Below are 14,023 nucleotides of genomic sequence, written 5' to 3'. Positions count from 1 at the left end.
TTAAATTGTTTTTTTCTTGTCAACGGTTAACTGTTTTAGCCTTGGTAGTGTTTTTCTTTTATCAAAGTTCATGTGAGTCTTAGTGAAAATATTTAGAAGTACCTCGGTGTACATGCTTGGCGAATTTATTGCTAGGGCACTCCCTTTTGTATTGATGCCCTATCTTAGCCGTAAGCTCGGTGCTGAAGGGTATGGTGAACTAGCTTTATATCAAGCATGGATTTCACTGCTTATCATAATCGTTTCTTACGCCCAAGACGCCGCAATTATTAGGTATGCGTATTTTTATGGACGACGCTCTTTAGACGTTTTAGTAGGCGTAGGTTATTTTTACAGTATATCTGTTACTGTAGGTTTGTGTTTAATAAGTTTGGTTTTGGAAAGTGAGTTTATGCTGATAGTGAGTCTTTGTACTGCTACGCAGACTCTAGTTAAAATTGAACTAACTGTAAGGCAAGCAAATAAAAAACCCAATCAATATGTGGTAATTCAAATTGTGACTAGCATTTTATCTGTGCTATTTACTCTTATTATTTTGGAGAACTTTCATGCGTCTGCTGGTGGTAGAATGTATGCCTTAATAATTTCTAATGCAATTGTTGCAATAATTTGCGTTCTTGGACTTCGCAGAAAGTTATTTAGTTATAGTGTAAGGCAGTACAAGTTAGCGTTTGTCTATTTGATAACGTTTAGTACTCCGTTACTTGCAAATAATTTGGCTTCCTTTTTTAAAGGGCAGTTTGATAGGGTTTTTATTGAAGATAGGTTTTCTCTTTTAGAGTTAGGCGAATACGCTATAGGCTATCAAATAGCATCAATAGTTTTTATTATTAGTTTTGTAATATATAGAGCTGTGGAGCCGATATATTTTTCGAAATTACAATCAGGTCTAACATTAAAATTCATTAATCAAAAGGTTGTCACTTATGGTGGGTTGGGGTTAATACCTTATGGAATATCGCTTTGTATTCCGAGTGATATTTACGAATTTTTATTAGGTAAAGATTATCCCAATGTAGGTATATACGTACAACCTTTTATTTTGGCGTTTTCAATTAATGCGTTGTATTTCGTTTACTCTTCGTATATTTCATATTTTGGTAAAACAAAAATTCTGGCAATGATAAGCGTATCATCCATGATTTTGTACTTAATTTTGCTTTTTGTGCTTTCAATATTTGGTTTGTGGGCGTTACCTTACGCTACGGTAGTGTCGAACGTTTTTTTATTGTTTCTAGCGATAACTACTTCCAAGTCTATTGCGCACAACTGATGTTTAACTAAAACCATTTAAACTTTTGTTTGAGTACCTGTAAATGTATAATTATGCGCTTTCGAAGGGTAGCGAGTGAAGATTTACTATGTCACTTTTAATTGCTATTTAGTTAAATGTTCTACAGAAAGCGTTTCTATTAGAATTGGATTTTTATTAGGTTAATTACTATGTCCAGATTGTATATTCCCGTTGAATCTCAGTCCAGAGAGTTAGCATCCAGAATTGCTGTAGCTTTATACTCTTTAGATATTGGGTTTTCTGATGTTATTATTGGTCGGGATGTAGAAGTCTTCAATACTATTCAGAAGCCCGGTGTTGTATTGCTAAAAAGTGCGGCGTCATTCGAGTTTAAACTCGTAGAAAAGCTGTTGTCTCAGGGGCATAAAGTATATTCATTAGATGAAGAAGGTATTCTCCCACCGTTAAATGACTCATCAATAAATACACGTTTTTCTAAAGATTTATTAAGCATGCTGTCAGGCGTTTTTGTAAATGGAAATCTTGAACTATCGAGTTTTCCTTCATGGGTTAAGTCATCTGAAAAATTAATTATAACTGGAAATCCAAGGTTTGATTTTTATGCGCCTCGGAAGCGGCGCTTTTATAATAATAATAAAAATAAAATTAACAGTTTGGTAAAAGGAAAGAAAATTATTTTGTTAGTTTCTCGTTTTGGAGATGTTAACTTATCAAAGAATATCAATTACTTTAAATTGCTTGAAGATAATGGATATATGAATACAGAGAAATCTAGAGCATTTCATAAAGGCTTTTATGAACACTCTAAAGTAATATTTGAAGAATTTATTCAATTGCCTACAACTTTGGCTCGGGAGTTTCCTGAACATATGATTGTTGTTCGCCCGCACCCGTCCGAATGTGACAGTGTTTGGCGAACTTTCAATAAGTTTGAAAATATTTTGGTTTCTAGTCAGTTTGATATCGCTTCATGGTTAAGTTGCGCGGAGGTTATGGTACATAATGGGTGTACAACAAGCGTTGAAGCTACAGCTATGGAAGTCCCCGTTATTAGTTTTGTACCTGCTACTTCAGACGAATATGACTTGGTGCAAGCAAACGAATTAGGAGAAAAAGCTGAAAATATTCAAGAAGTTGTTGATATTATTCGAGACAAAGAGGGGTTGTATCTAATGGCAGATAACCTATCTAAATTGAATGAAATAATAAAGTATGACCCAGAATGCAACGCTAGTGAGTTAATTGCCAAGTCTTTGTATGATGGGGTGCAAACAGTTACTAATGAAACTAATAGTAAACGTTCAAAGAATATACGTTTTTTTCTAAGAGAAATTATCAAACTATTATTATCTAACTTGAAGTTAAGACATTGCTACGCGAGGAAAAAATATCCATTTATTTCTACAGTGAAATTTAGAGCTAAAGTTGAAGACATTTCAAAATGTATGAACCTAGAAGGTTTTTCTGTTAATAGGGAGGGGATTGATGTTTTCAGAATTAAAAAAATTAAACCTGATTACATTGCCGCATTGGGGGAAGTTGTAGGCAAGTGTCGCCCCCTTTTTCCATGACAAGAAAATTATCAACTTTAATGTCATTTGAATTTTGGGTTGTTTTAATTTTCAGAATCTATGCACAATGTTTTCATATAAAATTGTTAAGGCCTATAGGATTGATTATCTACCAAATAGCAAAGTTTGTTTTTAAGTGTGATATACATCCCGCAGCTAATATTCAATCTGGTTTCCATTTGGTACATGGTTTTAACGTAGTTATTGGTGCCGATGCCACGTTAGGGGGTAATGTGTGCCTATTTGATGGTGTTTCTATAGGTAAAAAAAATGTAGGGACCAACGATGGAATGCCAAATTTAAAAATGAACGTAATAGTTGGTACTGGTGCGAAGTTATTGGGAGATATTGATATTGAGGAGGGCGTACTTATTGGGGCAAATTCAGTGGTTATTCAATCTATCTTACAAAAGAATGTAAGTGTTGTAGGCGTACCAGCAAGAGTAATCAATAAACCAAAAGAAGACTCATTATGAAGTTAGTTATGGTTGGACCTACACCAGAGCCATTCACTGGTCAATCAGTTTCCTTTCAAAAGTTAAGAGATACATTTCGGCTTGAGCCAAATATAGAGTTGTTTCATGTTGAAACTTCCCCCGTAGTAAATCGGCCCATATAACTGGCAGGCTTGGCTGGAACAGGGTTTGGGATACTCTGCGGATAATTATTCTATTTGCCTATTTTTTAATTGTAAAAAGACCTGACTCAATTTATTTGACGAAAGGCTCTACAAAATTCGGTTTTTTGAGAGACTTTACATTAGTAGTGCTGCGAAACATGTTTTCTCCTCGAACAAAATTCATCGTACATTTGAAAGGGGGTAATTATGATCATTTTTATGATTCATGCCCTCCGTGGCTAAAAAGGTTGGTGAGAATCTTTTTGTCGTCTGCTAGTAGAATCATTGTTTTGGGTGATTCGCTTACCAAAATGTACGATTTTATGCCAGAGATAGCTAATAAAATAATCGTTGTTGAGAATGCGTTAACTTTTAATGTAAAACCGAATAAGCAAATAAATAAAAGTGATTGTGTTACGTTTTTGTTTTTGTCTAATTTGATATTTAGTAAAGGATATACTCACTTGGCTGAAGCTGCTGTCAAACTGCTTGAGTCTAACGTTTTTAATTTTGAGGTTGTTTTTGCTGGTGATTTCATGCAAAGCCCAGATGACCCCGATGATGTAGAACAACAAAAAGACAAGTTCCTAAATATAGTCCGAAAAAACAATAAAGGTAAGATCTCTTACATCGGAACAGTTGATGGCGAGCGAAAAAAAGATATTTTAAATAGGGCTGATATTTTAGTCCTACCTACAAATTATCACGTGGAAGGGCAGCCTGTTAGTATTATTGAGGCAATGGCATATTCGTGTGCAATTATTGCAACGAATTACCGTTCTATCCCTGATTTAGTTGATGATAAAAATTCTAAGTACGTTGAATATGCTAATGTGAATGATTTGGCTCAAAAAATGGAGCTTCTGATTAGAGATAATGAGGAGTTAGCTTCAATGTGTAAGTGGTCTAGAGAAAAGTTTAATAGTAAATTCACCTGGGAATGTCATTATCAAAAAATGCGAAAGGTTATACTTAGTTAAATTTTTATGGGTAAATTATCAATTAAATATATTATTGCCCAATGTTTTATCGTAGCAACATTTTTCCCTTGGGTATCTTTTCGTACAAATAATATGGATAGTCAACCTTGGGCATTTTTAATTGCATCTAGTTATATATTTTTTTTAATCACAAAATATTAAACAAAAATATCTTTTTAGTGTTTTTAGCTCCAATATTCTCGCTAGTAGTATCTTGCTTTTATTATGACGGTGATTCATTTTTAATTATTAGAGTTTTACTCTCCTATGTGTTTTTTTCCACTGTGTTTTTTGCCTGCTATTTGTATTACGAGCAATATGGAATCCCAATGAGCACTTTGGTGGCTATTAATTTGGTTTATATTTTTTTGGGGTTTGTCAAATTGTTATTGGAGAAGGACTAGTTAATTATATTGCACCTATTAGGACAACAGAAGGACGTGGTGTAACTAGTTTAGCCGTCGAGCCTACCAATTTTGGAATAGTACTTTTAATCTTTAGTTGGCTTTATTTAGTCTATACAGATTATAAGCCTAGCAAACAGTTATGGTTTCTAATTATATTAAATTTATTCTCTATAATGATTTTAGCCCAATCGAGTATGACGGTGTTGTTTTTGCTAATAGCTGTTTCACTTATAACCCTATACCGAATTAGTTTTATATATCTTATTTTAATTATATTATCAGTGTATTTTGCAGGCACTGCTGTAATGAATTATTTTCCTGATATACGTGTGGCTAAAATACTAAATTTGATTAGTAATGTTGGTGTTGGGGAGCTTGTATTTAAAGATGCGAGTATAAATGTTAGAGTTTCTAGCGTTATATTTCCATATGAAGGACTTATAGAAAATCTATTTCTCATGGAGGGGCGACTTCATTTCAGTCTATTGCACAGATATTAAAAGAAAACTATTCAGGATATTTTTGGTATGGAGGGCATACTAAAATTATGTCTTATATGGGCAGTTTTGTATATCAGTTAGGCTTTTTGGGAGTTATTCTTTGCACCTATTATTTTGGGGCGATTCAAAATGGACGATTACGTAGAGTCTTCGAATCAATCTTTTTGTTTCTTCTTTTAAATTCGGCATTATCAGTTGCTTTACCTATAGTTGCCTTTTTACTTTTTGCTATGTTTCATTCGAAAAAAAAGCCTGTAAATAAAGCTGATTGGGTAGGCATTTCTAAAAAAATATTCGTGCTTTGTCTTTGCATTAGAATCATAATTTAATTGTTTAATTTATTAAATATTTTAAGGATATATGAAAGTTTCAATCATCACAGTTTGTTTTAACTCAGCTTCAACAATTGAAGAGACGATAATATCTGTTCAATCTCAAAAGTATCAAAATATAGAATATATTATCGTAGATGGGAACTCGTCAGATAGTACAAATGATATCGTTTCTAGATACCCACATGTGGTGTCACATCATGTAAGTGAGAAGGATAACGGTCTATATGATGCTATGAATAAGGGGATTAGGATCGCTACGGGGGATGTTATAGGTATTCTTAATTCTGACGATATATTAGCTTCCAGGAATACAATCGAAAATTTGGTGAGAGGAATCGGTAATGATGATGGAATCTATGGCGATGTGGGGTTTTACGCGCAATCCTCTTTTTCAAAGAAAAAAGGCACTATTCGTCTGCTGGATTTGATAAAAGGAAATTCTCTCGAGGAATGATGCCTGCTCATCCCTCCTTATATGTAAGAAAGCAGTGTTACCTCGATGCTGGCTTATATCGTACTGACTTTAAGATTGCTTCCGACTTCGATATGTTGCTTCGTATTTTTTATTTGCCGAATACTTCTTTCAAGTATTTACAAGAAGAAATTGTAAAAATGAGGCTTGGAGGTGTCAGTACTTCAGGTCTGATGTCAAACTATGTTCTCAATAAAGAAATGCTTGAATCATGTAAAGAAAATGGTATCAGGGCTAATTGGTTTTCTATTTTATCTAAGTACCCATCTAAATTGATGGGATATATAATTAAATAAAGTTCAAGTACAGAATATTTAGTATTTAGTGTAAAATTCATGTGTCGAATAAAGCTGGTTAAATCGAGCTATCTTATCATTTGGACACAGATAAATTAAAAGAATTGAGGGATATAGGTGGCTAAGAAAAATTTACTCTTGATAGAGTTGAATGAGATTAACTTTGAGTTTGTTGAAAAATACATAAAACTTGCCAAGTTACCTAATTTTCAAAAATTATTAGAATCAGGAGTTTGTAGAACGTCTTCAGAAAATAAATATGAGGAGCTTGAGCCTTGGATACAGTGGGTTTCTGCTCATACTGGGCTTGATTATTCTTCTCATAAAATATTTCGTCTTGGGGATATAGTATACAGTTCAATCCCACAGATTTTTGAAAAAGTAGAGATGAAAGGGTATGCAGTTGGTGCAATATCACCAATGAATGCCTCTAATAATTTGAAAAAACCGTGTTATTTTGTGCCTGATCCATGGACTAAAACGCATAGTGACGGTTCGTTTTGGAGTCGAAAGTTAACTAAGGCTATTCAGCAGACTGTCAATGACAACGCACAAAGTAAGGTTTCTGTTGATAGCATTTGTATTCTTGTACTTGCTTTGTTGCGTTTTGCTAGAGTGAAAAATTATTCTCTATATTTTAAATTAATAATTTCTTCATTGAGCAAAAAATGGTCGAAAGCAATGGTCTTAGACTTATTACTGCATGATATACATATGTCTTTCTTAAGAAAATATAAGACGAACTTTTCAACTGTATTCTTAAATGCTGGAGCCCACATACAACACCACTATATGTTTAATTCAAAAGTTTATGAAGTCATAGATAAAGCAGAAGCAATCAAAAATCCTTCTTGGTATGTCGGGAAAGAAAAAGATCCACTTTTAGATTTGTTAAATTTATACGATAGAATTATTGGGGAGTATCTAGCGCTAGATTACGACATTGTTTTAGCTACAGGGCTTACTCAGATTCCTTTCACAAGTGAGAAATATTACTGGCGAATTAAGGATCACGAACACTTCTTATCTACTCTTAACATTAATTATTCAAAAGTTTTCCCTAGAATGACCCGTGATTTTCTTATTGAATTTGCAAGTAATGAAGATGCATCTTCTGCTAAGGCATACTTAAGTAAGTTAATTTCACTAAGTGACGGAATTAAAATTTTTAACGAAATTGATAATAGAGGAAAGAGTTTATTTGTTACTTTAACTTATCCTAAAGAAATTAAAGGAACGTTTTTGGTTGGAGATGGGGTGTCAGATTATGAAATTTCTGACCAATTAGCTTTTGTTGCGGTTAAGAATGGAATGCACTTTTCTGAAGGCTTTCTTTATACAAGAGGAGTTCAACTTGACAGCTTTGAAAGTGGCGATCATGTCAAAAAGTTGTATAACATAATTGATGGATATTTTAATTAGATATTGAAGTGGTTAGGTAATACCGAACACAGTTTTATAGTACAGCTAGTGCATGCTTACTGGCTGATTTAAGCTTAAAACCGGCTGTGCACCGATGTGGCCCGGCTGTATTAGCCAACAGTATATGAGAGGCGATAGTAAAGAGACTTCTAATAACGACTACGTAATATCCTTGAAATTTTCCAAATATTGATAAATGCGTAGTCATAAATATTAAATACAAAAATAAAGCTCAGCATCATGATTCCTTCATGAATCTTATAATGTTCGTCTACCAACTGAAACCCAGCCAAGAGCATGGTAAAAAGGTTATTATTGTTAGAGAGCTTTTGTAGATAACTTATCTGCCTGAATTAAAGTCTACGTTTATATCGGCGCAGTAATCTTGAAATTTTCCAAATGTGGATAAATGCATAGTCATAAATAATAAATACAACAATAAAGCTCAGCATCATGATTCCTTCATGAATTTTATAATGTTCTCCTAGCAACCCGAATCCTGCAAAGAGCATGGCAAAAAAGGTTATGATTGTTAGAGAACTTTTTGAAGAAAAACCGAAGCGAATACATATATGGTGTAAATGATCTCTGTCGGCAGACAAAGGAGATTTACCCTTTTTGACTCGTCTATGCATAACGGCAAACATATCCATCAATGGCACAGCAATGATCCATAATGCGGTCACAGGGCGAAAACTAGCTTCTCCGTTCTGGGTGCCTAATACCAGTAGCCAGACTACAGTGAGGCCAATCATCATGCTGCCAGCGTCGCCCATGAATATTTTACCAAAAATTCTACGTAAACCACCCAAATTAAATAACAGGAAGGCTGAGAGAGCAGCCACGAAAATGGCTGACATAACAAATAATTCTTGATTATTTGCCCAATAAAATAGTATGCACAAGCTTGAAAAAGTAACTATGCCTAAAAAGCCAACTAAACCGTCAATACCGTCTGTCATGTTAAAAGCGTTAATAGCGGTTGCTACGGCTAATAGGGTGACTGGAATTGCCACTATGCCTAAGTTGACATTACCCAAACCTAAAATGTTACCCATGTCGTATAGTGCATGTCCGGCCCCTAAAACCAGAATCGACGCAATTAATAACTGAGCCAGAAGCCGCAATTTAGCACTAACATCATAAAAATCATCTAAAGCGCCTATAAGCACCATGAATGAGCAAGAAATCATATAAAGGTTAACTAACTGAGATTTTTCTAAGAATACTTGAGAGACTATTAACATAGTAAAATAAATTGCTATACCGCCAATTAACGGCACATCGCCTAAATGCTTTTTTCTAGCATTAGGTCTATCTACTAATCCAACATTTGCAGCTATAGGGCGTAGGCCAACTATCGCTAAACATGCAACAGCGAATGCCCACATGAACACATAATTATAACTGCTCGACATTGCATCCATTAAATATCACTCTCCAAGATGAATCCAAAAAACCAAAAAATTATAACACGCTTTTTGAGAAGCCATTACTACAATTCGAATATTTGCTCTAGATTGAGCGGTTAATTTTCTTTGCTGCGCGGTATATATTAGTACCTTGTAAGTTTTTGTATATAACTTTGTTACATTTACTGGGCAGGCGAGGGTAGGCTCAATTTATTGCTCACTAAGCGGGCCGACTTTTCATTATGCTTTAACGTGTTGAATCGAAAACTTATGTAGTTGCTTTCTAGTTGTTTAAGGCTGCGAGCGGTTAAAAACTATTCGGTAAGTTAAGCGTTAATTATACCCAGTGGTGCAATCGACTGTTATTGTCAAAATAAGGCAAAATTACCAATTCACTACAATAAGTGAATTGGTAATTGGCTAAAATATACTCGTTACTTAAAAAAAGGCGAGCGTTCTTGAGTCGTGTTATACAGCATGATTGGGCGTATTAGCGATTGGCCCCCATCGCGAGCGATTGGTACCCATGGTATACGTCCTTGTCCCTTAGCTGGTTTTAAAGAAAACAAGTCAAATGGGATCGATAAATAGAAGCCTTTGGTAAAACTTCCTTCGCCATATTCTTCGGCACTTACATTGGTCAACGCCGCATAAGCTCCAATAACGATACCACTATCAAAACGCTTGGCGAAGTCTATTGTTACACCTTTGTCTTTAGCCAAATACTGACCAATATTGAAGGTTAATTGAGTGTCGGGTAAAAATGCTGGCTGCCAATAAATATTGGCGTGACCGGTGACAACTTTATAGTCAAAAAGATCGAAATCATTTTCGTATGAACGTTGTCGCACGTAGTTTAGGTCAAATCCAAAAGCTAAATTGCTGTCGACTGGTCGATATAGTAATTCAGCCCCCACTCCTGCAAACATGGCTTCTAGATATCCGCCATATGCTTGTGCATACAAATTTGGCGCAATACGATCATTCCAGTGCAAAAATAGATTTTCTAAGGTGACATCTTGATTCGATACATATTCTCTGGCATTGGAACGAACTCTAGGCAACGTGCTATTTGCAGAGTCGGTAGTAAAATTGAATTTATCAAAGTTCTCAAATAAGTTAACTTTTATTGTGCCTGCAACGCTACTTTTGCCATTAAAGCTATAGCCTCCGTTAACCAGCACGCCACCTTGATACAAATAGAAATCTTCAGGGTTGCCAAAAGTTTGGATCCAAAACGTTTCAAGGCCAGTAAAAAATCCGCTTGTATTGGTAGGGTTATACTGTTCGATAGTGTTTTTACTGAGATCTTGACGTTGATAACTGCTTGCTAAATCTGGTGTAAGAGTTTGATAGGTTGCTTCTGTTTTAAAAGCCTCCGCATCGACAACCGTTTCTACTAGAGGGACTGAGCCTAATGTATTAACGATATGATATTTTTTGACTGTATCGGGTAGTTCAAATGCAGTGATCCGTCCAACTCGCTCAATGGCTTCTTGATCGTTTCGGTAACTACTTTGTTGACCGTATAAGGTTACTTCATCTTGATTAAACGTAGATGTTGTCAAGTCAAGTGCAAAACCCGCGCGATAATATAAGTCTCTCGCTAATCTGCTCTTATTCACTTGTTGAATGGCAAAGTCATTTGGTTTATTTGTTAACGCTCTTGGTGGCTCGTCAATCTTAATTTGTTTAATGCTGTGTAAATTGAAATTGTAATTAATGCCAAAGCCAATGGTATTGCCTCGTTGAAAATTGAGGCTAAAGTCTAAATTGTTCCATTGATAATTGGCACCTATATTCCAATTGCTGTCTTGCTCTAGGGCACCAGCGCGATCTCTTTGGTAATTATTACCTTCATATTCTAGCTTTAGCCGTAAAGGCGCCCAAGGAGTTTGATATTCAATTCCACCGAATAAAGAAGCGCTGCCTTTGAAAAAGCGTTGGTAGTCTATTTTCCCACCTCGCCCAGTAAACCCACCAGGTCGATTGCAAAAGTCGTCGTTGATCTCACAGAAAGGGTTAGTAATATTTGCATCAGTGCCTAAGTAGCCCCAACCAATATTTAAATGGAGATCGAAGTTTCCTACGCGCTTGCTTACCCCGATAAATTCACTTTCGAAAAAACCGGTCCCACCAAAATCTCTGAATCCTACTGCCATCTCGGGTAAGTAAAAACTCTCTTTTAGTAAGCGAAATTTGGCGTCAATTCCTTTATCTTTTAGGGTTTGGTCACCACTGAATCCTGGAAATTGACTGTATAAACGGGTGCGAACATCTGTATAGCGCACCGTAGATTGCAACCACGGGAATAATTGTAAGGTCGCCGACCAAAACCGATACTGATCATTGTCGGTATAGCTGACTCGCAAATCTCCTTCTTGTAGCATACGCGAAGTAGGCGTTTGAATGAGGCCAGTACCGCCATGCACCATTAATGAACTACCTAAAGGAGATATGTTCCATGCCAAAGGAGCATCTTGTGCTTGTGCAGGTTGACCTACTGTCGTCATTGCAAATAGGAGTGCAAAGGAAGAGCACGTCACCTTTGTTTTATATCTTTTCAATATCATGACTGTACTCTATGTAACGCTAATGTTGTTATTTGCTGGTTGAGAAGAGCGAACTCTGGGGAAAATAACGTTTCTTTAAATGGCACAAATAGCTGGCTACTAGGCATAACTTCTTGGTGGTTCCTATTCCAATAGGCTACGGGGGCGTTTATTATTCGCCCGTCTGCTTGAAGAATCACAACGTAATCGTTGTTGGCCAAATCTGATTTGACTTGCTTAGCGACATACTCACTAACATCAGTGTGGGCTAGGTGAGGCACATTGCTGGTTCTATTGACCGCACCAAATAGTTGCACTGAGTTTTTTCTAGGCGCTAGTGTTAGCAGGTAATTACCTGCTGGCATTTGAGGGTTTTGGGCGGGTAATAATCGTGCCAAATCATAGTCAATTTTAGTCGGGAGTCGACTCGCTAAGCGCCAATTAGCGATACTATCTCGTAGGTTTGTTAATGGTGAACTTGTTTCTGGCTGACTTTTTTGATGACGTTTTATCAGTCTTGTTAAAGTATCGACAACAAGCTGACGTGTCTCTTCCAGTTGTGTGCTTTTTCCTATTTCAAATAAAGCCGTGGCAGGCCAGTACCAGTTTTGCTGCATCGCCACAGGAGCCAATACTTCTGCAACGCTAGGTGAATGGTCAAATTTATACTGTTGCTGGTTAATCTCAACCGTTACCGAAGCCATAGCAGTATTTAAGGTAATGGCGCTTAGTAAGGTTATGTAAAATATAGTTCGTTTAATCATGGGCTTTGTTCAATCCACTGCGACTTGGCTGATCCGTGCAGCTCTGCTTAGGTAGGTGATTTCTATCGCGTCAGTAATAGGCGATATTTGTTGCTTACTTTTAATCAGAGTGCCGTCTTCGGCATACCAAAAGTAGTTTTGCCATTGACTAGTTAACTGTATATATTTTGCTGGCGCTTGATAACTCAAGTTTTCAACATACATTCTTGTGGCTATATTTTGCCCTAATATCACTAGCGTTTGTTGTGATGGGGGACCGAATGTAGACTCAATTGGATGGCTATACTCATCATGATTTAGATCTATTGCAGTTGACCATAGTGAAGTATTGGATTTTGAATTTATCTCTTGTGGTAGTGATTTCAAAGGGTCATTCTTAGTATTAGCCATGAAGAGCAGGTTTTTTTAAACCCTAAAGTACGAATGATTCGGCCTTTTTCCATAACCAGCATTGCATTGTCGTTTGATACCCATTTATGTTGATTATTTTCAAGATACGCTAAGGCCATGGTGGCGGTAGCTCGCTCACCTCGTTTAACGGCAATTAAATCGACCTTTGATTGTTTGACTGCTGCCAATGTAACTTGAGCATCTTGTGCTTGTGAAAATGCAATTTTTAACGTTTGATAATAAGCATGGTAGGTACCACTACAACTACTCGTTACAATACAAAGAACCAAGTAAAGGAGTAAAGTTTTCACTTTCATAAAGGAGTTATCCAGATAGACATTCTGACAATGTTGCAATAAAAAAGCCGCCATGAGGCGGCTTTTAAATATTTTCTATTTTTATAGCGCGGTAGTAGTTGCTGTTACTGTAACCGGAGTTGTCATAGTACTTGTAACAGTATTTGTAACTGTACTAGTAACAGTATTAGTTGCAGTTACGGTTGAAGTTGCTGTTGTTGAAGTAGAAACAGGAACACATACGCCGTTCACTAGTTCTTCACCCGCACCACATTCAATCGGCTCAACGGTTTCCGCTTTAACATTGCCACGGTTGTTAGCAACTACAGCGGCTACAAGACCAACGCCAACAGCGCTTGCAACAATAGTAGTGTTAGCTATGTTACCCGTTGCTGAATTAGTAGCTTGGTTACCACCAGTTTGTTCTTGTTGAGCGAACGATTGGCCAGCAAAACAAAAGGCTACAAGAGTAGCTAATAGGACTTTTTTCATAAAACTTTCCTTAGATGTAAATTAACAGTAATGTCGACAGTCTAATTGAATACTCTACCAAGCTCAATAATTATTCATTATTTGGGCATTAAATTTTGCCGCTCGAATCATCTCATTTTCATATGTTGGTGGGAACCGAATAACCGGAACATTATTAAACAATTGTCACTACTTAGGCTGGTAAGTGTAGGGTGTATGTTTAACTGCATGGCGGGTTTTATTTAATTGGCAGTCGTGTCATAGTCTTGAGCCATTTATTA

At 36.2% G+C, this 14,023-nt stretch carries 11 protein-coding genes and 1 pseudogene; 7 read left to right on the top strand and 5 right to left on the bottom strand.

The window, feature by feature from the left end; all coding sequences use genetic code 11:
* Positions 1-82 precede the first annotated feature (82 nt).
* The 7 genes from RS130_RS21425 (at position 83) to RS130_RS21395 (ending at position 7,857) form a co-directional block, all read left to right on the top strand.
* On the top strand, positions 83-1,273 hold the full coding sequence (locus RS130_RS21425; protein WP_316027617.1) for an oligosaccharide flippase family protein: 1,191 nt from the start codon (positions 83-85) through the stop codon (positions 1,271-1,273).
* A gap of 170 nt (positions 1,274-1,443) precedes the next feature.
* Positions 1,444-2,826, top strand: a complete 1,383-nt coding sequence (locus RS130_RS21420) for a surface carbohydrate biosynthesis protein (RefSeq protein ID WP_316027616.1) — start codon at positions 1,444-1,446, stop codon at positions 2,824-2,826.
* Positions 2,827-2,846: 20 nt separating this feature from the next.
* Positions 2,847-3,302, top strand: a complete 456-nt coding sequence (locus tag RS130_RS21415) for a serine O-acetyltransferase (protein ID WP_316027615.1) — start codon at positions 2,847-2,849, stop codon at positions 3,300-3,302.
* A gap of 454 nt (positions 3,303-3,756) precedes the next feature.
* Positions 3,757-4,425: a glycosyltransferase family 4 protein gene (locus RS130_RS21410; protein ID WP_316027614.1), complete on the top strand. Its 669-nt coding sequence runs from the start codon at positions 3,757-3,759 to the stop codon at positions 4,423-4,425.
* Positions 4,426-5,692: 1,267 nt separating this feature from the next.
* Positions 5,693-6,121 carry a glycosyltransferase gene (locus RS130_RS21405; RefSeq protein ID WP_316027613.1) on the top strand — a complete coding sequence of 143 codons (429 nt, stop codon included), beginning with the start codon at positions 5,693-5,695 and terminating at the stop codon, positions 6,119-6,121.
* Positions 6,118-6,435 carry a glycosyltransferase family protein gene (locus tag RS130_RS21400; protein WP_316027612.1) on the top strand — a complete coding sequence of 106 codons (318 nt, stop codon included), beginning with the start codon at positions 6,118-6,120 and terminating at the stop codon, positions 6,433-6,435. The genes RS130_RS21405 and RS130_RS21400 overlap by 4 nt, the downstream gene beginning before the upstream one ends.
* Positions 6,436-6,552: 117 nt before the next feature.
* On the top strand, positions 6,553-7,857 hold the full coding sequence (locus RS130_RS21395) for a hypothetical protein (RefSeq protein WP_316027611.1): 1,305 nt from the start codon (positions 6,553-6,555) through the stop codon (positions 7,855-7,857).
* A gap of 353 nt (positions 7,858-8,210) precedes the next feature.
* Here the strand turns inward: RS130_RS21395 and wecA are convergent, their stop codons facing one another.
* The 5 genes and pseudogenes from wecA to RS130_RS21370 form a co-directional block, all read right to left on the bottom strand.
* Positions 8,211-9,284: a UDP-N-acetylglucosamine--undecaprenyl-phosphate N-acetylglucosaminephosphotransferase gene (gene wecA, locus RS130_RS21390; RefSeq protein ID WP_316027610.1), complete on the bottom strand. Its 1,074-nt coding sequence runs from the start codon at positions 9,282-9,284 to the stop codon at positions 8,211-8,213.
* A gap of 419 nt (positions 9,285-9,703) precedes the next feature.
* A complete protein-coding gene (locus RS130_RS21385) occupies positions 9,704-11,782 on the bottom strand; it encodes a YjbH domain-containing protein (protein ID WP_316027609.1) in 2,079 nt (692 codons plus the stop codon).
* Between the two features lie 56 nt (positions 11,783-11,838).
* Positions 11,839-12,585 (bottom strand): capsule biosynthesis GfcC family protein, encoded by a 747-nt coding sequence (locus RS130_RS21380; RefSeq protein WP_316027608.1) that lies wholly within the window; start codon positions 12,583-12,585, stop codon positions 11,839-11,841.
* A gap of 9 nt (positions 12,586-12,594) precedes the next feature.
* Positions 12,595-13,292: pseudogene (locus RS130_RS21375) on the bottom strand (YjbF family lipoprotein).
* Between the two features lie 81 nt (positions 13,293-13,373).
* Complete coding sequence (locus RS130_RS21370; protein WP_316027607.1) at positions 13,374-13,763, bottom strand: hypothetical protein; 390 nt, start codon at positions 13,761-13,763, stop codon at positions 13,374-13,376.
* Between the last annotated feature and the right edge of the window lie 260 nt (positions 13,764-14,023).

It is taken from the genome of Paraglaciecola aquimarina (assembly GCF_032464635.1).
In the GTDB taxonomy this organism is placed as follows: Bacteria; Pseudomonadota; Gammaproteobacteria; order Enterobacterales; family Alteromonadaceae; genus Paraglaciecola; species Paraglaciecola aquimarina.
This window is presented reverse-complemented; position numbering and strand designations above follow the sequence as displayed.